This window comes from Streptomyces sp. NPDC059534 (assembly GCF_042743475.1).
Lineage (GTDB): Bacteria > Actinomycetota > Actinomycetes > Streptomycetales > Streptomycetaceae > Streptomyces.
The window spans coordinates 76,274-95,697 of sequence record NZ_JBHWAQ010000012.1 but is presented as its reverse complement, the minus strand read 5'-3'; the positions used below and the strand labels follow the sequence as shown (position 1 = coordinate 95,697).

The window sequence follows — 19,424 nt, the reverse complement described above, 5'->3', positions numbered from 1 at the left end:
GTGCGGAGCGGACTACTTCACGGGCAGCTTCTGCCACTTGGGGCTGAGCGCGATGGCCTTCAGCTGCGCCAGCGTCAGCGCGGGCTCGGCGCGTGAGGCGTCCTCGTGCTGGGCGCCGGTGTTGAAGGCGGAGACGACGACCCGGAAGCCCTCGGGCGTGATGGTGTCGGCGGTCCACCAGACGACGCCGGCGCCGCCCTTCTCACCGGGCTGCTGGGTGAGCTTGACCTTGCGGCCGTCGGGCAGCGTGGTGACGTTCCCGCTGCCGAACAGCTGGCCTGCCACGTCGCCCATGTTCGGCTGGACGTTGATCTGGACGAGGCTCTTGCCCTTGCCGTCGTCGACGACGAGGAAGCCGCCCTCGCCCTCGCCGCCCTTGTCCGTGACCTTCAGGCCCTTGGGGAGCAGCGCGTGCAGGGTCGTCCGGACCGAGGTGCCGGCCGGCTCGGCGGGCTGCTGGGGCTCGTTGCCCGGGGTGACCTTCGACGGCGACAGCTGGGGCAGCTGCTTGAGCAGCGGACGCCAGGCGTCGGCCGTGACGAGGGCCTTCAGCTGGGCCGGGGTGAAGGGCGGGTTCTCACGGCTGACGGGGGAACCCTTCTCGGCGGCGGCGTTGTACTCGCTCGCGTCGACCAGGAAGCCGTCCTTGGTGAGCAGGACCGCCCGCCACGCCTTGGTCTCCTCGCGCTTGTCGGGGTACTCGTACCCCTGGAGGATCATCAGCCGGGCGCCGTTCGGCAGCCGCTCGGTGGTGCAGTCGTCGTAGGGGACGTAGACCTTGCTCGGGCACTCGACCTGGTCCGAGCCCGCCTCGCCGCCGGTGCCGGCGCGGTAGAGGCCGACGGAGACGGCCGACTTGCCGTGGCCGTCGTCGTACACGCCGGCGACGGACTGGCCCGTGCCGTCCAGGTCGGCGAACTCCCACCGGCCGGCCGGGGTGCGGGCCTTGAGGACGGCCGCGAGGTCCTTGACCGGGATCTGCGCCTGGCCCGGCTTCTGGGGGGTGGCGGTGCCGGAGGCAGGGCGGGGCTTCGGGGCCGCGGCGACGCTGGTGGGCTTCGTCTTGCCTTCGGAGCCGATCAGGGACCCTCCGTAGGCGCCGCCGATGCCGACGGCGGCGAGCGCGAACGCTCCGCCGGCCACCGCGAGGCGGCGGCGCACGAGGCGGCGGCGGCCGCGGGAGAGTCCACCGGCGACGAGCTCGCGCCGGCCGTCGACGGAGAAGCCGTCGCCGGTGCGGCGCAGGACCGCGCCGAGCTCTTCCTCGAATCCCCCGCCCTGGGGGTCCTCGTACGGGAGACCTTCGTTCTGGGGCATGCCGAAACCACCGTTTCCGGTTCGTGGGTGGGAAGTCTGTCAGGGGAGTACGAGCTCGGGTCGCGGGCTCAGCGGGCGGCGAACTCCGTGATGCTGCCGCCGAGCCGTTCCCGGAGCTTCGCCAGCGCGCGCACGGAGCGGGTGCGCACCGCGGCGGAGCTGACGTGCAGGGCGTCGGCGGTCTCCTCGATGCTGCGGTCCTCCCAGTACCGCAGCACCACGACCGCCCGGTCCTTGGGTGCGAGGCCGGCCAGCGCGTCGAGCAGCGCGATCCGGAGCGCGGGGTCCTCGCCGTTGTCGGGCGCGCGGTCGGGGAGCTCTCCGAGCGGCCGCTCGGTGGCGGACCGGCGCCGCTGGTGGCTGAGGAACGTGCGCACCAGCACGGTCTGGGCGTAGGCGGCGGGGTTGCCGACGCGGGCCATGCGCCCCCACAGCGCGTACATCCGGCCCAGCGTCTCCTGGGTGAGGTCCTCGGCGAGATGGGTGTCGCCGCTGGTCAGCAGGCAGGCAGACCGGAAAAGGTGCCCCGTGCGTGCGGAGGCGAACTCCAGGAACTCGTCCGCGCGGGACTTTCTCATGCCCCTCCCTTCCCTCTCGGTCACATGGCGTGGTCGCCGTACACCTCATTGACGCGATGGGAGTGCGGAAATGTTTCAGATGGTCCCGGGTATTTCCGAGGGGATTGCCGCCCGACGTATCCGAAGAAGCGGAATCGGGTAATCCTGAAGGTATGAACACTCTCAGCGCAGCAGAGATCCTGGCCGCTGGGGTTTGGCAGTCAGGGCTTGGACAGGTTCTCGGCGGGCTCGTCATCGTCGGCGTGCTCATCGGCGCGGTCTGGCTCGGCTTCCGCGTCCGCGACCGCGAATCCGAGACACCCAAGCCGGAGGAGCAGCCGCACCGGCCCGACACCGGAGCGCTGCCCGGCGAATCGTCCGAATACCGCAGGGCGGCCGAGATGCCGCACACCGACGGCGAGCACCGGCTCATGCCGTACCAGCTCAAGGGCTCCGGGACGGAGACCTCCCCCGACCCGCCCAGCGAGGAGAAGCGCAAGTGGGGCGGGATCTCCAGCGGCGGCTTCGGCAGCGGGGGCACCGGACACGGCGACTGACGCCGGACGATCCCAGGGCCGTCGTCGGGACGGTCCCCCAGGGCACCCCGACGGCGGCCGCATCCCGCGTCACGGAGGTCACGCCCCGTGGATCACGACAACCACGACAGGGACGACCGGGCCGTCGCCGCCCGCTTCGACGAGGAGCGGCAGCGGCTGCGGGCCGTCGCGTACCGCCTGCTCGGCACGTTCGACGAGGCCGACGACGCCGTACGGGAGGCGGTGCTGCGCGCGGCACGGGAGGCCGTACGGGCCTCGGTGCGGCGGGGGGACCCGCCGACCGAGGTCGTCGGCCGGGTCTGCCTGGAGCGGCTCCGGGCCCGCGAGAGCCACTGGGGGAAACCATGGAACCCCTGGGACCCCTGGGCCGCCGGCGCACCGAACCGGCCGCGCCGGCCCGAGGAGGTCTCCGACCCCGGCCGGCGGGCGCTGCTCGCCGCCGACGCCGACACCGACGGTGCGGACCTCGCGCTGGTCCTGGACGGCCTGACGCCGTCCGAACGGCTGGCGTACGTCCTCCACGACCTGTTCTCCGAGCCCTACGAGGAGATCGCCGGCATCCTGGACCGCTCCCCGGCCGCCGCCCGACAGCTGGCCGGCCGCGCCCGGCACCGGGTGGGCGGCGCGGAGGAGATGCCGCACCCCGATCCCGCACGCGGACGCGAGATCGTCGCGGCCCTCCTGACGGCCGCGCGCAACGGCGACCTCGACGCCCTCCTCGCGCTGCTCGACCCGGACGTCGTGCTCCGGGCCGACGCCGCCGCCGTACGCGCCGGGACGGCCGCCGCGCACGGAGCCCCGGCGGTCGCCCGGCCGGTCGCCCGGCACGCGAGGGCGGCCCGCCCCGCCCTCGTGGACGGCATGGCGGGCCTGGTGGAGGGCGACCCCGCGGGCAGCGGCGACGCCACGACCGTCCTCGGCTTCACCGTCCTCCACGACCTGATCACCTCCGTCGACCTCCTGGCCGACGCGGACCACCTCAGCCGCCTGGACCTCCGGCTCCTCGACGGGAGGAACGCGGCCTGAGGACGGGACCGCCCCGCCCCGCCCCGGCAGGGTCTACGCGGCGTCCGTCGGGCGGCCCGCGCGGGAGGCGATGTGGGCCGGCGGGGCGAGTTCCGCCGGGAGGACGGGGTCGGCGACCGGCTCGCCGAAGGTCGTCACCACCGGGAGGACCCCCGCCCACAGGCCGAGCGCCGCGTCCTCGGAGTCGCCGTCGTCCGGCGGGCCGCTGCGGGTCTTCACGGACGCCTCGGTGAGGTCGAGCACGAGCACGGACGTCGCGGCCAGCTCCTTGCGGCTGGGCTGCCGTGCGTACTCCCACTGCCCCGGGGAGCTCTGCTCGGTGAGGGCCCGCAGGCCGCGCAGCTTCTCCTCCGGGTCGGTCACGATCCGCGGAACGCCGTAGACCATCGCGCAGCGGTAGTTGACGCCGTGCTCGAAGACGGACCGGGCCAGGACCAGGCCGTCGACGTGGGTGACGGTGACGCAGACGGTGGTGTCCGGGGCCTGGACCAGGCTGCGGCTGGCGACGGAACCGTGCAGGTAGAGCCGGTCGCCGTCCACTCCGTACACGGTCGGCACCACCATCGTCGTCCCGTCGACGGTGACCCCGAGGTGGCAGAGGAAGCCCGCGGCGAGCACGGCGTCCAGGTCGGCGCGGCGGTGGCTGCCCTTCTCCCGCATGCGGCGCAGCCGGGTCCGCTCGGTGACGGCCGGCCCGCCGTCGGGGGTGGCGGTGGTGGTGCTCATGGTTCCCTCTCGCTCCGCGTATCGGTGTGCAGGTGTTGTACGGGGTCTCAGCCCGTCACCGCCACCGGCGCCCGCCTGTCGGAACGGCGGTGCTCCGCGAGGGAGTCGCAGATCTCGCCGGCCCGGACGGCGGCCATCGACAGCAGGTTGGCCGTGATGCCGTGGGAGTGCTCGGTGCCTCCCATCAGGTAGATCCCGGCCTCCACGCCCGGCGCGGTCTCCACCCGGTAGTCGCGGCGCACCCGCAGCCGGCCGTCCTCGTCGCGCAGGCACGCGGAGTCCAGCTCGCCGAGGAGCCGGGTCGGGTCGGGCTCGCTGTAGCCGGTGGCGTACACGACGGCGTCGGCCGTCATCGTCTCCGTCTCGTCCGTCGCCAGGTTCCGCACCTCGACACGGACGCCGTCGGGGCCCTCCTCGACCCCGGTGAGCCGGGTGACGCCGAGGATCCGCAGCCGCTGCTCGCCGCGCACCTTCTCCTGGTACGAGCGGCGGTAGAGCTCCTCGATGAGGTCCATGTCGACCACGCCGTAGTTGGTGTTGCGGTGGTAGTCCATCAGCGTGCGGCGGACGGACGGGTCGGCGCCGTGGTAGAGGTCCACGGCCTCCGGGTCGAAGATCCGGTTCGCGTACGGGCTGTCGTCGGCCGGGCTGTACCCGTACCGGGTGTGCACGGCCACGACCTCGGCGTCCTCGTACGTGCGGTGCAGGTGGTCGGCGATCTCGGCGGCGCTCTGCCCGGCCCCGGCCACCACGAACCGGCGCGGGGCGCCCCCCGGCAGTGCGGCGAGCCGGTGCAGGAACTCACTGCTGTGCCACAGGCGTTCGGAGGACTCGACGCCCTCGGGGAGCCGGGGCACGAGGCCCGTGCCGATGACCAGGTTCCGCGCCCGGTAGGTGACGGCCTCCGCCTCGGAGCCGCTGCCGGCACCGCCCAGGGCGGCGACGTCGACCTCGACGACGGGGCCGTCCTGGCCCGCCCGGTCCGCCGGCCGGACGGCGGTCACCTCCAGGCCGTAACGGACCATGTGGTCCACGCCGTTGGCGGCCCACTGGAGATAGTCGTGGAACTCCTCGCGGGTCGGGAACAGGGCCTTGTGGTTGATGAAGTCGACCAGCCTGCCCCGGTCGTGCAGATACGGCACGAAGCCGAAGCGGCTCACCGGGTTGCGCAGCGTGGCGAGGTCCTTGAGGAACGAGACCTGCATGGTGGCGTCCGGGATGAGCATGCCCCGGTGCCAGCCGAAGCTCGGCTGCTTCTCCAGGAAGACGGCCGTCAGCTCCTCGCCGGGCGCGGCCCCCTCGTTGTACTCCTCGATGGCGATCGCGAGGGCGAGGTTGGCGGGCCCGAAGCCGACACCGACGACGTCGTAGACGGGGGTGGTGGTCTCGTTCATGGCGGAAACCTTTCGGGGAATCGGAGAGTGGTTCAGGAGGTACGGGCCCGGGTCGCCGTCAGCGCGACGCAGAGGGCGGCGAGCGCCAGGGCGAACAGCAGCCCCGTACCGGCGAAGGAGAGGAACACGGCGGCGATCAGCAGCGTCACGGCGGCCGTCACGCGCAGCGCGCGCCCGGTGCCGCGCGCCCTCAGCGCGGCCGCGGCGGCGGCCACGTACAGCAGCAGGAAGGCGCTGCTGGTGACGACGAGCACCAGCTCCTCGCCGGTGCCGGCGAGGGTCAGGCCGCCGAGCACGGCCGCGTAGGCGAGGGCCAGCGCGACCGTGGCGGGCACCGGGCGGGCGGCCAGGCGCCGCGGCAGGATCCGCTCGCGGGCGGCGGCCCGGACCACCCGCGTCGCGCCGAGGACCCACGCGTTGGTCGCGACCACCGCGAGCCCCAGGGCCAGCAGGTCGCCGGCGATCGCGCCGCCCTCGCCGAGCGAGGCGCCCAGCAGGGCGGTGATGACGACGGGCTCGTTCCCGGGCACGGCGAGATAGGCGGCCGTCACCGCCGCGTACAGCAGACCCACGATCGGGACCGCCCAGCGGATCGCCCGCCGGTAACTCCGGGCCGGGTCGTCGACCTGCTCGGCGAGCGTGGAGACGTTCTCCCAGCCGAGGAAGGAGAAGAAGGCGGTCACGACGGCGATGCCGACCCCGCCCCAGCCGTGCGTGACGAACGGCGTGTACTGGCCCGCGTCGAAGCGCGGCACCGCGAGGACCACGGCCCCGCCGAGCCCGAGCAGCAGCACGACCAGCGCGGCGGCCTGGACGCGGGCACCGGCCGTGAGACCCAGCAGGGTGAACGCGGCGGACAGCGCCATGAAGCCGATGGCGAGCGGGTACACCGGGCCGTCGGGCGCGCCGAGCAGGCCCAGCAGGCAGCGGGCCGACACGATGCCCATCACCGGGTTCCCGATGACGTACGTCGCCACCAGCAGCAGCGCCGCCGCCCGCCCCGGCCGCCGGCCGAACCCGGCCTCCACCATCGCGGCCAGCCCCGAGGCGTCCGGCCGCCACGCCGACATCTCCGCGAAGAAACGCGCGAACGGGTACGAGCTGAGCGCCAGCGCCAGCCACGCGAGCAGTGCGGCGGGGCCCGCCTGCCGCTCCGTCAGCCCCGGGACCAGCAGAATCCCCGTCCCCACCAGACTGCTGACGTAGAACACCACCAGAGCCCGCACCCCGAGCCCCGAGCCCTTCCCGACCGCCTCCGGCCGAGCCACGACATCCGTCACAACGTCACCTCCATACCGCCCCACACCGACACCGGACCTTCCGCGGCCCCCTGGGGCCGCACCGCCACCCCGCCTCCCGGCACCGCCGCTGCGGGCGGGCACGGGGGCGGGGACTCACACACCCGTCAGCACCTCCATGGCTTCGGCGGCGGCGAGTTCCGCCGCGGCGGGGGCGGTCTTGAAGCCGGCGCCGGACCAGCCGGTCGCGAGGACGACACGGCTGCCGGCGTGTTCCCGGCCGAGGTGGGGCCGGGAGTGCGGGGTGTAGAGGTCGACGCCCTGCCGGCCGGCGAGGAAGCGGGTGGCGGGATCGGCGAGCCAGGGCCAGCGCACGGCGGCCCCCTGGCGGATGTACGCCACCTGCTCGTCGGTGAGCGTCTCGTCGCCACCGGGGGGTACGTCCCACTCGTCGACGGGCCGCCCGGCCATGTACCCGCCGGCCGCCTCCCCGCTGAGCTGGGGCCTGCCCCACACGCCGGTCACGAGGTCGACGACGGTCGGCAGGCCGGCCGTGGCGGGGTGGTGGAAGAAGCCGTACCGGATGCTCTTGGTGCGCCCGGCGTCCGCACCGCTGAGCCGGTGCCCCGCGATGTCCCCGGTGCCGCCGCCGGCGGCCAGGACGATCGCGCGGGCCTCGACGGGACCCCCGGGTTCGAGCAGCACCCGGACCCGGTCCGCCCCGGGCGGGGCGACCAGTTCCCGGACCCGCGCGGGCAGCAGCCGGGCCCCGTGGGCGAGAGCCCGGTCGCGGTAGGCGCGGGCGGTGCGGGGCGGATCGGCGTAACCGGCCTCGGGCTCCCAGACGGCGGCGGTGACCCCGTCGACGGCGAGGCCGGGGAAGCGGGCCGCGATCTCGTCGGGCGCGAGGAGTTCGGCGGGCACGCCCGCGCCGTTGATCTCCGCGACGCCCTTGCGGGCCTGCTCCAGGTCCGCGTCGCCGCACAGGACGAGCGACCCGGTGGTCATGAAGCCGTACGGCCCCGACGCCGGCGCGGCCGGCCCCCAGGCGAGCTGGTGGCTGCGCAGGGCGAGCCCCCGCAGATACGGATCGGGCTCGTAGGACCGCACGAGCCCGCCCGACATCGCGGTGGCGTGGTCCTGGCTGCCGTCCATGGGCGCGACCAGCGCGACCCGGGCCCCGTGCCGGGCGAGCACCGACGCGGTGGCGGCGCCGACGACCCCGGCGCCCACGATGATGACGTCGTAGGCACGGCCGCGGCCGTGTCCCGGCGCCCGGACGTCCGGCGCCGCCGGTACGGGCACGAGGTCCCATCCGACGCTCCCGGGCTCCGGCTCCCCGCGCGCGGTGAACCCCCGGTCGGCGTGGGCCCGTACGGCGGCGACCAGGGTCCGGCCGGTCCGCCCCGGCTCCTCGGCGAGGGCCGCGGTGGCGGCGGCGAACGCGGCGTCCACATGGGTCTCCGGGCCTCCGCGCATCCGCGCCACATGGGCGGCACGCCTGCCGGGCGGCTCGGCGAGCAGAGCGGCGAACTCGTCCACCGCGCAGTCGTCGGTGAAGTAGAACGCCCCGGCGAACCCGGCGGCCCGCCACTGCCTCCCCACCCGCGCCGCCCCGGCGTGGGTGCCGCACACGACGAGCGCGGTGATCCGGGCGGCGACCTCGGCGTCGAGCCCCTCGACGCCCTCGGGAACGGCATCGGCGGCGGCACCGGCCGGCCGGCCTTCCGGGCCTCCGGAGACGGCGGCCGAGGCCGCCCCCATCAGTGCCGCCGGCACCGCGCCCGCCCCCGTCGCGGGCCCGCTGCCGTCCGAGACCACCGCGCCCGACGGCAGCACGGGGCTTCCCGCCGCCGGGAACCGGGGTTCGCGTACGAGCCCGGCGAGGCGCTCCCCGTAGACGGAGCCGTCGTGGGCGACGGCGATCCGGGTGTGCCCCGCGTCCCGTACGGCCGCCAGCAGGTCGACGGCCTGCGCACGGTCGTCCGGGCACCAGCGCAGGATGGTGCCGGTGCTGTCCGCGAGCAGGTCGGGCGTGGTGGCCAGAGGCAGCAGGACGGGGAGCCCGGCCGCCCGATAGACGGGCAGGGCCACCCGCGCGCCGGCGCTGTTGAAGTGTCCGACGACCAGCGTGTGCCGGCCTTCGGCGACGACGGCCTCGGCGATCTGCAGGGCGGTCTCCGTCTCGCCCCGGTCGTCGTACAGCTCCCAGGTGACGGCGGACCCGTAGTGGGCGGCCGCCCGCTCCAGATGCTCGCCCCAGGCGGCCCGCTCGCCGGAGAACGGCCCGACGACGGCCCCGTGGGGCAGCGCGTCCGCCGCGGCCTCGGCCGCCGCGGACCGCAGGCCGGTCACGGCGCCGGCCCAGGTGCCGAGCGCCGACACGACACCGCCCGGAGTGACGACCGCCGAGGCGTCCCCGGCCACGGCCTCGGTCTCGATCGGGCCCGGAACCTCCGCCCCCGGCCCGATGTCCCACAGGAACTCAGGCACTGAAGACCGCCCCGGGCCAGGCCGCCACCCGCGTGCCCGGGACCAGGGGCGCGAGGGCGTCCGCGTCCACCCGCCGGGGCCCGGGCGCGAGACCGAGGAGGGCGGCGAGACGGGCGGAGCCGTACGGCAGGGCGGGCGCGGCCCAGGCGGACAGGGCCGCCGCGACGGCGAGCTGCGCGGCGAGGGCGGCGCGGTGGGCGGGACCGCCGGACGGACGCTCCCGCTCGAATCCGGTCACGTACCCGAAGTCCTCGGCGAGGCCGACGATCTCGTCGAGCAGCGCGATCGCGCGCCGCGCGTCGTACCCCTCGACGCCGTACGCGTCCCTCAGCTGGCCGACGGTCCCGGCGAGCCGGTCGCGCAGCCGCTCCCACTCCCGGCCCTGCGGCGCCTCGGCGGGGGCGAGGCCGTCGGTGTCCTCGGCGACGGCGGCGAGGAGGCGGCCGAGCCAGCCGTCCCAGCGGTCGGCGAGGCGGGCGCGGCTCACTTCGAGGGCGGCCGAACTGAAGCTGGTCTGGCGGCCGTTGGGCCGATCGGCCAGCACGTGGTAGCGGAGCACGTCCGCGCTCGTGCGGGCGAGCTCCTCGTGCGCCCAGATGGCGTGGCGCCGGCTGGTGGAGAACTTGAGCCCTTCCAGCCGGTAGAACTCGTTGACGACGAAGGCCCGCGGCAGCGCGATCTCGGGGTCGTACGCCCGGAAGGCGGCGGGGAACAGGAGAGCGTGGAAGTAGCCGTTGTCGAAGCCGAAGAACTGGACGGGCGCGGGCGCGGGCCCGGTGCCGCCGGCGCCGGTCCACTCCAGGAGGTAGCCGGGGGCCATCTCGAACCAGACGTAGATCCGCTGGTCGGTGAAGCCGGCGACCGGGACCGGCACGCCCCACTCGGAGGGGTGGCTGACGGCGATCTCGGGGAGCCCCTCGGCCCGCATCCACTCGCACAGGGACCGCAGGTGCGGCGGCATGTCGACCTGCTCCCAGAAGTCGGCGAGCTGCTGCTCCCAGGGGGCGAGGGGGAAGTAGAGCCGTTCGCAGTCCCGGAGTTCGGGCGTGGCGCCGCAGCCGGTGCAGACGGGGTTCGCCAGGTCGGCGCAGTCGTTCGGGCGGCCGCAGGGCTCGCAGGCGTTGCCGTTGGAGCCGGAGCCGCAGTGCGGGCAGTCGCCCTTGAGGTACGCCTCGTACAGCCAGCGCTCGCAGCCGGTGCAGTACGGCAGCGGTGTCGTGCGGGCGACGATGTGCCCGGCGTCGTACAGGCGCTGGAAGAACTCCTGGACGGCCGTCAGGTATCCGACGTCGCGGCGCGGGCGGACGATCGCGTCGAACTCGGCGCCGGCGCGGCTCCACACGGACTCGATGGAGGCGCCGTAGCCGTCGGCGACCTCCTCGCCCTTGCGGCCGCCGTCGTTGATGCCGCGGACGGGGACGTAGCTCTGGTGGTCGTCGAGGCCGGTCGTGTAGCGGACCGGTCCGGTGCCCTCGGCGGCGAGGAAGCGGCGCAGGACGTCACCGGCGAGGTAGGGGCCGGCGAGGTGGCCGATGTGCAGGTCGCCGTTGGGGGTGGGCGGGGTGGCGGTGATCCACTGGGTCGTCACGTTGTCGCTCATGCGGCAACCTCCTTGTTCTCGTCGGTGTCGTCGGTGCTGTCGTCACGGTCGGTGCCGTCGGTGCCGCCGGTGGGCAGGCCGGGCTCGCGCAGCGGCCAGTAGAGGGAGACCCAGCTCAGCTCGGCGTCGCCGGTGTTGTGGACGACGTGCTCCTGGTTGCGCGGCAGGACGACGATGTCGCCGGCGCGGAACGGCGGCTCCAGCACGCCGTCGAGGGCCACGGCACCGGAGCCGGCCAGGATGATCATGACCTCGTCCTGGTTGTGGCAGTCGGGGTCGGAATCCCCGCCGGGCCGCAGGAAACAGGCCATCGCCCCCACGGGCGTCTCCTCGCCGCCCGGCCACGGGATAAGGCGCTGGCACGCCAGCCCGAACTCCTCCGTGGCGGAACTGCGGTCGATGCGGAAGCGGTTGGCCATGGCGGCGGCTCCGGGGGTTCGGGGGAGATCGCGGTACGGGGTCGGTGCGAGGGGCTGTTCTCCCGGCGGCGGGATGGGCGCGGTGAAGGGCATACGGGTCTCCTCGGACGGGCGACGGGCGGCGGGCGGCGGGCGGCGGGCAGGGCGAATCGCGGCACGGCGGCATGGCGACGCGACCGGGAGGGGCTTGGGACTCGAGCCGGGGGCTTCGGGCTTCGGGCCACGGGCTTCGGCTGGGGCTACGGCCGGGGCTTCGGGCTGGGGGCTTCTGGCCTGGGGAGCCGGTCGGCTCAGGGGCCGGTGTGCGGGTCCAGGCCCCGCACCGCGGAGACCGGGATGCGGGCGAGACCCGCCATGACCTGGCGGGGCCCGGCCCCCCACCCGTACCGCTGCTTCAGCGGAGCGACATGGGTGGCGATGAGGGCGAGCAGAGGGGTGAGGTCGGCGGGTGCGGCGCCGAGGAGGGCGAGCAGTTGTTCGGTCCGGGTCAGCCCGGCGCCCGGACCGATCCCGTGCACGGCGCTGTCCTGCCAGGTGGCGCCCGCGCTTCCGGCGACGGCCGTGTTGTGCAGGGCGAACCCCTGGTTGTCGTGGGCGTGGATGCCGACGGGGGCGGTGACGGCGGCGCGGGCGGACTGGACGAGTTCGATGACCCGCTCCGGGCGGAACGAGCCGAGCGAGTCGACGAGGAACACGGCGTCGAGGGGGCCGAGCGCCGCGGCCTCGCCGAGACAGCGGTCGAGTTCGCGGTAGGAGGCGAGGTCGATGTCGGTGAGGAACAGACAGACGCCGAGCCCGGCCTCCCGCAGGCGGTGCAGCGGGGCGGCGACGCGGGCCACCCGGTCGTACCGGACGGCGAGCCGCACCAGACCGACGGGCACGGAGCCGGCGGCCAGCGCCTCGGCGATCCGGCCCGCGGCGGCCGCCGCGGCGGTGTCCGTGACGGGCAGGAGGGCGGTGTCGAGCAGGACGGAGAAGCGCGGACCGTACCGCTCGTCGTGGTCGTCGGGCAGCGCGACCGGCAGCAGTTCGCCGAACGGCGCTCCGGGGCCGGCGGGGTCGTGGACGGTGCCCAGCTCGACGATGTCGACGCCGATCCGCGCGCAGACCGCGAGGTAGTCGGCGGCCAGCGCGGGGGGTACGGAGCCGCCGGTGAGCTGTCCGCCGGTGCGCAGGGTGCAGTCGAGCAGGGTCATGCTCATCCCCAGCCGGTGTCGTTCGTGCCCGGACCGGCGACCGGCGCGCCCCGTCCGGTGCCGTCGATGCCGTACGTACCGCTCAGCACGCCCGCGCCCCACCCGGTGTCGTGGGCGCCGGTACCGCCAGCGACCTGGGCCACGGTGACGGTGGTCAGGCCCGCGAGGCCGGTGATCAGCGTGGTGGCGAGGAGGCTGCTGCGGATCCGCCGCTTCATGTCGGGATGTCTCTTTCCGGGAGGGGACGTCGCGAGGACGCCGCGAGGAGGGCACGAGGAGGTCGTGTTGGTCTGTAACGGCTTGCGAGCTTCACGGGCTGTGCGAGCTTTGGTGAGCTTTGACCTTGCGGGCGGTGGGATGAACGTATCCCGCGAGTGCATGCCCAGGGGCTCGACCGCATGGCTCATGAGGCTGCATGGCAGCAAGAGGACGCCATGACAAACGGGGGACAAGGTGTCGATAACCGACAATCGGCAGGCCGTCAGGACCAACCGAGGAGCCCGGGAGGCCCCACCGGGGACCGCCCTCACCGCACCGCCCGCCGCCGGACCGGCCGCCGGACCGACCGCCGCGGAGGACCCGCTGACCCGCGTCTACGGCTGCGTCCTCGACCGCGATCCGGCACGGCCCGCAGCCCACCCCACGGAGCTCGCGGAGGAACTGCGCCTTCCTCTCGCCCGGGTGGAATCGGCCGTCTCCGCCCTCCTCGACATGGGCCTGCTGCGCCGCACCCCGGAACGGACCGTGCTGCCCGTCGCACCCGACGAGGCGGTCCAGCGCACCCTCGGCCCCCTCGAACGCGAGATGCGCGCCCGCCGCCGGCACATGGAGCACAGCCGGGAGCAGCTCATGGCCTTCATGCCGCTCTACGAATCACACCTGCGGCGGCTGACCCACCTGCGGCAGGCGGAGTACGTCGAGGTGCTCACCGACCTCCGTTCGGTACGGGAGGCCATCACCGAACTCGGCCGCACCTGCGAACGCGAGGTCCTCACCGCCCAGCCCGGCGGAGGCCGGCGCGCCGAGGTCCTCGAAGAGGCCGTGGCCCGCGACGAGGAACTCCTGCGCCGCGGCGTCCGCATGCGCATGCTCTACCAGCACACCGCGCGCTTCTCCGCGGGCACCTGCGCCTACGTCGAGCGCGTCGGCCGGCTCGGCGCCCAGGTCCGCACCCTGGACGACGAGTTCATGCGCATGCTCGTCTTCGACCGCTCCACCGCCGTCGTCCCGGTGCCCGACGACCCCCAGGCGGCCGTCCTCATCCGCGAACCGCACGTCGTCGCCTTCATGGTCGGCGCCTACGAACGCCTCTGGCTCGAAGCCCTGCCGTTCGAGACCGAGTGGGACCGGCAGACCATCATGGACATCTCCGACGAGCTCAAGCAGACCATCATCCGCCTCCTCACCGAGGGCCTCACCGACGCCGCCATCGCCCGCCGCCTCGGCCTCTCCGTCCGCAGCTGCCGCCGCCACGTCGCCGACGTCATGTCCGCCCTCGGCGCCGAAAGCCGCTTCCAGGCCGGCTACCTCCTCGCCCAGCAGGACCGCGAACACCCCGCCCCCGCCCCCCATCCGGGCATGAAAAAGCCCCAGGTCACGGCGAGTGAGTCCTGAGGCTAATCCGAGCCGCCTTCGGGATTCGAACCCGAGACCTACGCATTACGAGTGCGTTGCTCTGGCCAGCTGAGCTAAGGCGGCGTGCTGTGCAGACCCATCGTGGGTGCAGCAGCGCGGCCAAGTCTACACAGTTTCCGGGGGTGCTCCGACCAGGGGCGGTTCGGGCCGGGGCGGGGGCTATGAGCAGCGCTTTCCGTCGTTCGGAGGGGTGCCTTCCAGGAGGTAGGCGTTGATCGCGGTGTCGATGCAGTCGCTGCCGCGGCCGTAGGCGGTGTGGCCGTCGCCCTCGTAGGTGAGGAGGGTGCCGGAGGAGAGCTGGTCGGCGAGGGAGACGGCCCACTGGTACGGGGTGGCGGGGTCGCGGGTGGTGCCGACGACGAGGATGGGGGCGGCGCCGTCGGCGGCGATGCGGTGGGGGGTGCCGGTGGGCGGGGTGGGCCAGTAGGTGCAGTTGAGGGCGGCCCAGGCGAGGCTCTCGCCGAAGACCGGGGACGCCTTCTCGAAGGACGGGACGGCCTGACGGGCGCCGGCGGGGCCGGTGTAGGCGGGCGGCAGGTCGAGGCAGTTCACGGCGGCGTTGGCGAACATCAGGTTGGCGTAGGTGCCGTCGGCCTCGCGCTCGTAGTAGCCGTCGGCCAGGGCCAGGAGGCCCGAGCCCTCGCCGCCGATGGCGCGGGTGAGGGCTTCGCGCAGCTGGGGCCAGGCACTCTCGTCGTACATCGCGGCGATCACGCCGGTGGTGGCGAGGGACTCGCCGAGCTCGCGGCCTTCGTCGGTGGGCACGGGCTTGGCGTCGACGTCGCGGAAGAAGCGCTTCAGCGCCGCGCCGGCCGCCGGGACCGACTCGGTGCCGAGGGGGCAGTCCGGCATGCGGACGCAGTCGGCGGCGAAGGCCCGGAAGGCGGTCTCGAAGCCCGCGGTCTGATCGCGGTTGAGGTCGACGGCGGGGAGGGAGGGGTCCATCGCGCCGTCGAGGACGAGGCGGCCGACCCGGTCGGGGAAGAGTTCGGCGTAGGTGGCGCCCAGGAAGGTGCCGTACGACGCGCCCACGTAGGTGAGCTTCCGGTCGCCGAGCACCGCCCGCAGGACGTCCATGTCGCGGGCCGTCTCGACGGTGGAGACATGGGGAAGGGCCGTGCCGGACTTCTTCGCGCAGCCCGCCGCGAACTCCTTGAAGGAGGCGCTGAGCGCGTTGATCTCCGCCGTGTCGTCGGGAGTCTGGTCGACCTGGGTGTACGCGTCCATCTGCGGGCCCGTCAGGCACTCGACCGGCTCGCTGCGGGCGACCCCGCGCGGGTCGACGGCCACCATGTCGTACCGGGCGCGGACGGGCGCGGGGTAGCCGATGCCCGCGTACCCCTGGAGGTAGCCGACGGCGGAGCCGCCCGGCCCGCCGGGGTTGACCAGGAGTGATCCGAGCCGCTTGCCGGGGCCGGTGGCCCGGATCCGCGAGACGGCCAGTTTGACGTCGCCGGCCTCCGGCTTCGCGTAGTCGAGCGGGGCCAGCAGGGTCGCGCACTGGAAACCCGGGACTCCGCAGTCGCGCCAGGCGAGCTTCTGCGCGTAGTACTTCTTCAGCGCCGCGGCTCCGGGCGAGGCGGCGGAACCCACCGCCGGGCGCGCGGACGGGGTGGTGCGGGACGCGGCGGCGTCGCCTCCGCCCGTGCAGCCGGAGAGGATCAGTCCGGCGGCCGCGAGGGCCGTGGCGGACGTGCGGAGCAAACGCCTGGAGTCCATCCCCGGAGCGTATCGGGACGAGTACGGAGCGTGTCCAATCGCCCGAGCCGGGCGGGACGGGCCGAACACCCTGACAGGCCCTAGCCGCGCAGTGCCATCGTCATCGCCTCGACCGCGAGCAGCGGGGCGACGTTCCGGTCGAGGGCCTCGCGGCAGGCGAGGATCGCCTCGATGCGGCGCAGGGTCCGCTCGGGGGTGGTGTCGCGGGCGATGCGCTCGATCGCGTCCTGGACGTCGATGTTGGCCAGGGCCGAGCGGGAGCGGAGCTGGAGGGCCAGGACGTCGCGGTAGAAGCCGGTCAGGTCGGTGAGGGCGAGGTCCAGGCTGTCGATCTGGGTGCGCCTGCGGCGGCGCTTCTGCTGCTCCTCCAGGTCCTTCATGACGCCGGCGGTGCCCCGGGGCATGCGGCCGCCCTGGACGGCGCCGAGGGCCGCCTTCAGCTCCTCGGTCTCCCGGGTGTCGACCTCCTCGGCGACCTGCTTGGCGTCCTCCGCGGCGGTGTCGATCAGCTCCTGGGCCGCCTTGAGGCAGCCGCCGATGTCGTCGGTCCGGAGCGGCAGCCTGAGGACGGCGGCCCGGCGCGCGCGGGCCGACGCGTCGGTGGCGAGCCGCCGGGCCCGGTCGATGTGACCCTGGGTGGCGCGGGCGGCGGCGTGGGCCACCTCCGGCTCGACGCCGTCGCGCCGGACGAGGACGTCGGCGACCGCCTCCACCGACGGCGTGCTGAGGTTCAGGTGGCGGCAGCGGGAGCGGATCGTGGGGAGCACGTCCTCCAGAGAGGGCGCGCAGAGCAGCCAGACCGTGCGCGGGGCCGGTTCCTCGACGGCCTTCAGGACGGCGTTGGCCGACTTCTCGTTCAGCCGCTCGGCGTCGGTGACCAGGATGATCTGCCAGCGGCCGTTCGCGGGGGACGTGTACGACTTGCGGACGGTGTCGCGCATGTCGCGGACGAGGATCTCGGTGCCGACGGCGGAGATCGTGTTGACGTCGGCGTGGGTGCCGACCAGTGCCGTGTGGCAGCCCGTGCAGAACCCGCAGCCCGGCACGCCGCCCATCGCCCGGTCGGGGCTCACGCACTGGAGCGCGGCGGCGAACGCCCGCGCGGCGGTCTCCCGCCCGGACCCCGGCGGGCCGGTGAAGAGCCAGGCGTGGGTCATCTTCGAGGCCGCGGGGTCGGGCTCTCCGGCGGCATGGGCGGTCACGAGCGCGTCGGCGTCGCGCGCGGCGGCGGCGAGCTGCTCCTCGACCCGTGTCTGTCCGACCAGGTCGTCCCATACGGCCATGTCTGCCCCTCCTCAGGTACGCCTTCCATTGTGGGGCAGTCCTCTGACAACCCCGCCAACCCCGCCCGGCACCCGGGCGGCCGCGGGGCGGGCCGCGGGGTTGTCAGACCGCGTCGCGGGCGCGGGTCAGCCACAGGCCGACCGCGGAGCCGAGGACGGCCACACCGGAGCAGGCGCTGGCGACGACGTGGGCGGCGCCGGTGAAGTCGGCGAAGGTGTTGACGTAGGCATTGCCGAGGACGGCCGCCGCGAGCAGAAGCCAGAGCAGGAACCTCATGGGGAACCTCCGGGGGTAGCGGGAAAAAGAAGCGAAGGGGGGCGGGAGCGGTACGGATTCGATCTTCGTCGCCGGGCCGCCCGCGCACAGCGGTGCCCGCCCCCGGACCGATGGTGGAGCCTGCTCCACCGTGCCGGTCGGGCCTCCCGCCTAACCTGGCCGCATGCGTGAAGCGATCAAGGAAGCGACCCGGGCGTGGTTCCGGCTCCTCACCGGGGCCGGGATCGCGGTCGTCTGCATGCTGCTCGCGGGGCTCGCCGTCTTCACCGCCTTCCTCACCCTCACGGTGATCGGCGCCGGGGTGCTGCCCGAGAGCGTGCTGGTGCTGCGCCGGATCGCCGGGTGGGAACGGCGGCGGGTGGGCGCGTGGACCGGGACGCCCGTCCCCGAGGCGTACCTGCCGCTCGACGGGCCGCTCCCCGCGCGCGTGCGGACGGCCGTCACCGACCCGGGCACGCACCGGGACCTCGTCTGGGCCGCCGCGTACGCGGTGTACGGCATGGCGCTGTGGTGCGCCTCGCTGGTGCCGGCGGTGTGCGCGGTGGCGGTCGACGGGGTGTGGACGGGGCTCGCGGGGCAGCGGCCGGTGGCCCTCCCGCTCCTGGGGCGCCTCGCCGACCTGGGGTGCGACTGGTCGCGCGCGCTGCTCACCCCCGCCCCCTCGGCCGCCCGGGACGCCGCGCTGGCCGCCCGTATCGAGCAGCTGACCGCCACCCGGGCGGGCGCGGTCGCCGCGCACGGCGCCGAGCTGCGCCGGATCGAACGCGACCTGCACGACGGGGCGCAGGCCCGTCTGGTGGCGCTCTCCATGAGGATCGGGCTGGCCAGAAGGGCGTACGAAACCGATCCCGCGACCGCCCGCAAGCTCCTCGACGACGCCCAGACGCAGGCCGAGGAGGCGCTGGCCGAGCTGCGGCACGTGGTGCGCGGCATCCACCCGCCGATCCTCACCGACCGCGGGCTGACCGGCGCGGTCCGGGCCCTCGCCGCCGGCAGCGGGCTGGACGTGGCGGTGACCGTGACGGGCCCGGAGGAGCACGGCCCGGACGGCCACGGCCCGCGCGCGCCCGCCGCCGTGGAGGCCGCCGCGTACTTCGTCGTCGCCGAGGCCCTGACCAACGCCGCCAAGCACAGCGGGGCGGACCGCGCCTCCGTCGCCCTCACCCGCGAACGGGCCGCGCTCCGCGTGCGCGTGCGGGACGAGGGCCGGGGCGGGGCCGAGGCGGGCGAGAGCGGCGGTTCCGGGCTGACGGGCATGCGCCGCCGGGTCGCCGCGCTCGACGGCACCGTACGACTGACCAGCCCCGAAGGGGGCCCGACCGTGATCGAAGTGGAGCTTCCGTGCGTGTGGTGATCGCCGAGGACAACGCCCTCCTGCGGGAGGGCCTGGTGCTGCTGCTGGCCTCCTCCGGCCACGAGGTCGCCGGGGTCGCGGCCACCGGGCCCGAGATCCTGCCGCTGCTCCTGGAGCACCGTCCGGACGTCGCCGTCCTCGACGTACGGCTGCCGCCCGGCTTCCGCGACGAGGGGCTGCGGGCGGCGCTCGCGGCCCGCGAGCGGCTGCCGGACCTGCCGGTGCTCGTCCTGTCCCAGTACGTGGAGGAGACGTACGCGGCCGAGCTGCTGGGCGGCGGCGCGCGGGGCGTCGGCTATCTCCTGAAGGACCGGGTGGGGCGGGTCGACGAGTTCCTGGACGCCCTGGAGCGCGTCGCCTCCGGGGGTACGGCCCTGGATCCGGAGGTCGTCACCGAGCTGCTGGCCCGCCGCCGCGACGACCCGCTGGACTCCCTCACGCCCCGGGAACGCGAGGTCCTGGAACTGATGGCGCAGGGCCACGACAACGGCACGATCGCCCGCTCGATGGTGGTCACCGAGCGGGCCGTGCACAAGCACATCGGCAATGTCTTCGCGAAGCTCGGCCTGCCGCCGAGCGACAGCGGCGGCCACCGTCGGGTCCTCGCCGTCCTCGCCTATCTCGACGCCTGAC

General features: G+C 74.6%; 18 protein-coding genes and 1 tRNA gene. 5 read left to right on the top strand and 14 right to left on the bottom strand.

The window, feature by feature from the left end; genetic code table 11:
* Positions 1–12: 12 nt before the first annotated feature.
* Together ACFVZH_RS16835 and ACFVZH_RS16830 are read right to left on the bottom strand one after the other, a co-directional pair.
* Positions 13–1,317, bottom strand: a complete 1,305-nt coding sequence (locus tag ACFVZH_RS16835; RefSeq protein ID WP_384897908.1) for a hypothetical protein — start codon at positions 1,315–1,317, stop codon at positions 13–15.
* Positions 1,318–1,385: 68 nt separating this feature from the next.
* The gene (locus ACFVZH_RS16830) at positions 1,386–1,895 is read right to left on the bottom strand and encodes a SigE family RNA polymerase sigma factor (RefSeq protein ID WP_384897906.1); all 510 of its coding nucleotides are present in this window, start codon (positions 1,893–1,895) and stop codon (positions 1,386–1,388) included.
* Between the two features lie 152 nt (positions 1,896–2,047).
* On the opposite strand from ACFVZH_RS16830, the gene ACFVZH_RS16825 reads away from it, so the two are divergent.
* Together ACFVZH_RS16825 and ACFVZH_RS16820 are read left to right on the top strand one after the other, a co-directional pair.
* Complete coding sequence (locus tag ACFVZH_RS16825; RefSeq protein ID WP_384897904.1) at positions 2,048–2,431, top strand: DUF6479 family protein; 384 nt, start codon at positions 2,048–2,050, stop codon at positions 2,429–2,431.
* A gap of 87 nt (positions 2,432–2,518) precedes the next feature.
* Positions 2,519–3,457, top strand: a complete 939-nt coding sequence (locus ACFVZH_RS16820; RefSeq protein ID WP_384897902.1) for a sigma factor-like helix-turn-helix DNA-binding protein — start codon at positions 2,519–2,521, stop codon at positions 3,455–3,457.
* Positions 3,458–3,490: 33 nt separating this feature from the next.
* Here the strand turns inward: ACFVZH_RS16820 and ACFVZH_RS16815 are convergent, their stop codons facing one another.
* From ACFVZH_RS16815 to ACFVZH_RS16780, 8 genes are all read right to left on the bottom strand, one after another.
* Positions 3,491–4,183 carry a pyridoxamine 5'-phosphate oxidase family protein gene (locus tag ACFVZH_RS16815; protein ID WP_384897900.1) on the bottom strand — a complete coding sequence of 231 codons (693 nt, stop codon included), beginning with the start codon at positions 4,181–4,183 and terminating at the stop codon, positions 3,491–3,493.
* A 47-nt stretch (positions 4,184–4,230) separates the two neighbouring features.
* Positions 4,231–5,577: a lysine N(6)-hydroxylase/L-ornithine N(5)-oxygenase family protein gene (locus ACFVZH_RS16810; protein WP_384897898.1), complete on the bottom strand. Its 1,347-nt coding sequence runs from the start codon at positions 5,575–5,577 to the stop codon at positions 4,231–4,233.
* Between the two features lie 32 nt (positions 5,578–5,609).
* Positions 5,610–6,857: an APC family permease gene (locus ACFVZH_RS16805; RefSeq protein WP_384897896.1), complete on the bottom strand. Its 1,248-nt coding sequence runs from the start codon at positions 6,855–6,857 to the stop codon at positions 5,610–5,612.
* Positions 6,858–6,971: 114 nt separating this feature from the next.
* Complete coding sequence (locus ACFVZH_RS16800; protein ID WP_384897894.1) at positions 6,972–9,308, bottom strand: FAD-dependent oxidoreductase; 2,337 nt, start codon at positions 9,306–9,308, stop codon at positions 6,972–6,974.
* Positions 9,301–10,908, bottom strand: a complete 1,608-nt coding sequence (locus ACFVZH_RS16795) for a class I tRNA ligase family protein (RefSeq protein WP_384897892.1) — start codon at positions 10,906–10,908, stop codon at positions 9,301–9,303. Before ACFVZH_RS16795 ends, ACFVZH_RS16800 begins: the two co-directional genes overlap by 8 nt.
* Positions 10,905–11,420 (bottom strand): cupin domain-containing protein, encoded by a 516-nt coding sequence (locus ACFVZH_RS16790; RefSeq protein ID WP_384897890.1) that lies wholly within the window; start codon positions 11,418–11,420, stop codon positions 10,905–10,907. Before ACFVZH_RS16790 ends, ACFVZH_RS16795 begins: the two co-directional genes overlap by 4 nt.
* 197 nt (positions 11,421–11,617) lie before the next feature.
* Positions 11,618–12,529 (bottom strand): hypothetical protein, encoded by a 912-nt coding sequence (locus tag ACFVZH_RS16785; RefSeq protein WP_384897888.1) that lies wholly within the window; start codon positions 12,527–12,529, stop codon positions 11,618–11,620.
* Positions 12,526–12,741, bottom strand: a complete 216-nt coding sequence (locus ACFVZH_RS16780; protein WP_384897886.1) for a hypothetical protein — start codon at positions 12,739–12,741, stop codon at positions 12,526–12,528. The genes ACFVZH_RS16785 and ACFVZH_RS16780 overlap by 4 nt, the downstream gene beginning before the upstream one ends.
* A 235-nt stretch (positions 12,742–12,976) precedes the next feature.
* Here ACFVZH_RS16780 and ACFVZH_RS16775 point away from each other — a divergent pair, with 235 nt between their 5' ends.
* The gene (locus ACFVZH_RS16775) at positions 12,977–14,137 is read left to right on the top strand and encodes a LuxR C-terminal-related transcriptional regulator (RefSeq protein WP_384897884.1); all 1,161 of its coding nucleotides are present in this window, start codon (positions 12,977–12,979) and stop codon (positions 14,135–14,137) included.
* A gap of 10 nt (positions 14,138–14,147) precedes the next feature.
* Here the strand turns inward: ACFVZH_RS16775 and ACFVZH_RS16770 are convergent.
* From ACFVZH_RS16770 to ACFVZH_RS16755, 4 genes are all read right to left on the bottom strand, one after another.
* Positions 14,148–14,221, bottom strand: a tRNA-Thr gene (locus ACFVZH_RS16770).
* A 96-nt stretch (positions 14,222–14,317) separates the two neighbouring features.
* The gene (locus tag ACFVZH_RS16765) at positions 14,318–15,877 is read right to left on the bottom strand and encodes an alpha/beta hydrolase (RefSeq protein ID WP_384897882.1); all 1,560 of its coding nucleotides are present in this window, start codon (positions 15,875–15,877) and stop codon (positions 14,318–14,320) included.
* Positions 15,878–15,957: 80 nt separating this feature from the next.
* Positions 15,958–17,160, bottom strand: coding sequence for a DNA polymerase III subunit delta' (locus ACFVZH_RS16760; RefSeq protein WP_384897880.1), 1,203 nt, complete (start codon positions 17,158–17,160; stop codon positions 15,958–15,960).
* A 103-nt stretch (positions 17,161–17,263) separates the two neighbouring features.
* Positions 17,264–17,437 carry a hypothetical protein gene (locus ACFVZH_RS16755; protein ID WP_384897878.1) on the bottom strand — a complete coding sequence of 58 codons (174 nt, stop codon included), beginning with the start codon at positions 17,435–17,437 and terminating at the stop codon, positions 17,264–17,266.
* Positions 17,438–17,600: 163 nt separating this feature from the next.
* Between ACFVZH_RS16755 and ACFVZH_RS16750 the strand changes: the two genes are divergently transcribed.
* On the top strand, positions 17,601–18,791 hold the full coding sequence (locus ACFVZH_RS16750) for a sensor histidine kinase (RefSeq protein ID WP_384897876.1): 1,191 nt from the start codon (positions 17,601–17,603) through the stop codon (positions 18,789–18,791).
* Complete coding sequence (locus ACFVZH_RS16745; RefSeq protein ID WP_384897874.1) at positions 18,779–19,423, top strand: LuxR C-terminal-related transcriptional regulator; 645 nt, start codon at positions 18,779–18,781, stop codon at positions 19,421–19,423. Before ACFVZH_RS16750 ends, ACFVZH_RS16745 begins: the two co-directional genes overlap by 13 nt.
* The last annotated feature ends 1 nt before the right edge of the window (position 19,424 follow it).

Excerpts from the sequence above, each read along its gene's own strand:
- ACFVZH_RS16785 (WP_384897888.1), bottom strand. The coding sequence starts at position 12,529 with ATGAGCATGACCCTGCTCGACTGCACCCTGCGCACCGGCGGACAGCTC.
- ACFVZH_RS16780 (WP_384897886.1), bottom strand. The coding sequence starts at position 12,741 with ATGAAGCGGCGGATCCGCAGCAGCCTCCTCGCCACCACGCTGATCACC.
- ACFVZH_RS16765 (WP_384897882.1), bottom strand. The coding sequence starts at position 15,877 with ATGGACTCCAGGCGTTTGCTCCGCACGTCCGCCACGGCCCTCGCGGCC.
- ACFVZH_RS16825 (WP_384897904.1), top strand. The coding sequence starts at position 2,048 with ATGAACACTCTCAGCGCAGCAGAGATCCTGGCCGCTGGGGTTTGGCAG.
- ACFVZH_RS16760 (WP_384897880.1), bottom strand. The coding sequence starts at position 17,160 with ATGGCCGTATGGGACGACCTGGTCGGACAGACACGGGTCGAGGAGCAG.
- ACFVZH_RS16795 (WP_384897892.1), bottom strand. The coding sequence starts at position 10,908 with ATGAGCGACAACGTGACGACCCAGTGGATCACCGCCACCCCGCCCACC.
- ACFVZH_RS16830 (WP_384897906.1), bottom strand. The coding sequence starts at position 1,895 with ATGAGAAAGTCCCGCGCGGACGAGTTCCTGGAGTTCGCCTCCGCACGC.
- ACFVZH_RS16755 (WP_384897878.1), bottom strand. The coding sequence starts at position 17,437 with ATGAGGTTCCTGCTCTGGCTTCTGCTCGCGGCGGCCGTCCTCGGCAAT.
- ACFVZH_RS16750 (WP_384897876.1), top strand. The coding sequence starts at position 17,601 with ATGCGTGAAGCGATCAAGGAAGCGACCCGGGCGTGGTTCCGGCTCCTC.
- ACFVZH_RS16835 (WP_384897908.1), bottom strand. The coding sequence starts at position 1,317 with ATGCCCCAGAACGAAGGTCTCCCGTACGAGGACCCCCAGGGCGGGGGA.
- ACFVZH_RS16815 (WP_384897900.1), bottom strand. The coding sequence starts at position 4,183 with ATGAGCACCACCACCGCCACCCCCGACGGCGGGCCGGCCGTCACCGAG.
- ACFVZH_RS16810 (WP_384897898.1), bottom strand. The coding sequence starts at position 5,577 with ATGAACGAGACCACCACCCCCGTCTACGACGTCGTCGGTGTCGGCTTC.
- ACFVZH_RS16790 (WP_384897890.1), bottom strand. The coding sequence starts at position 11,420 with ATGCCCTTCACCGCGCCCATCCCGCCGCCGGGAGAACAGCCCCTCGCA.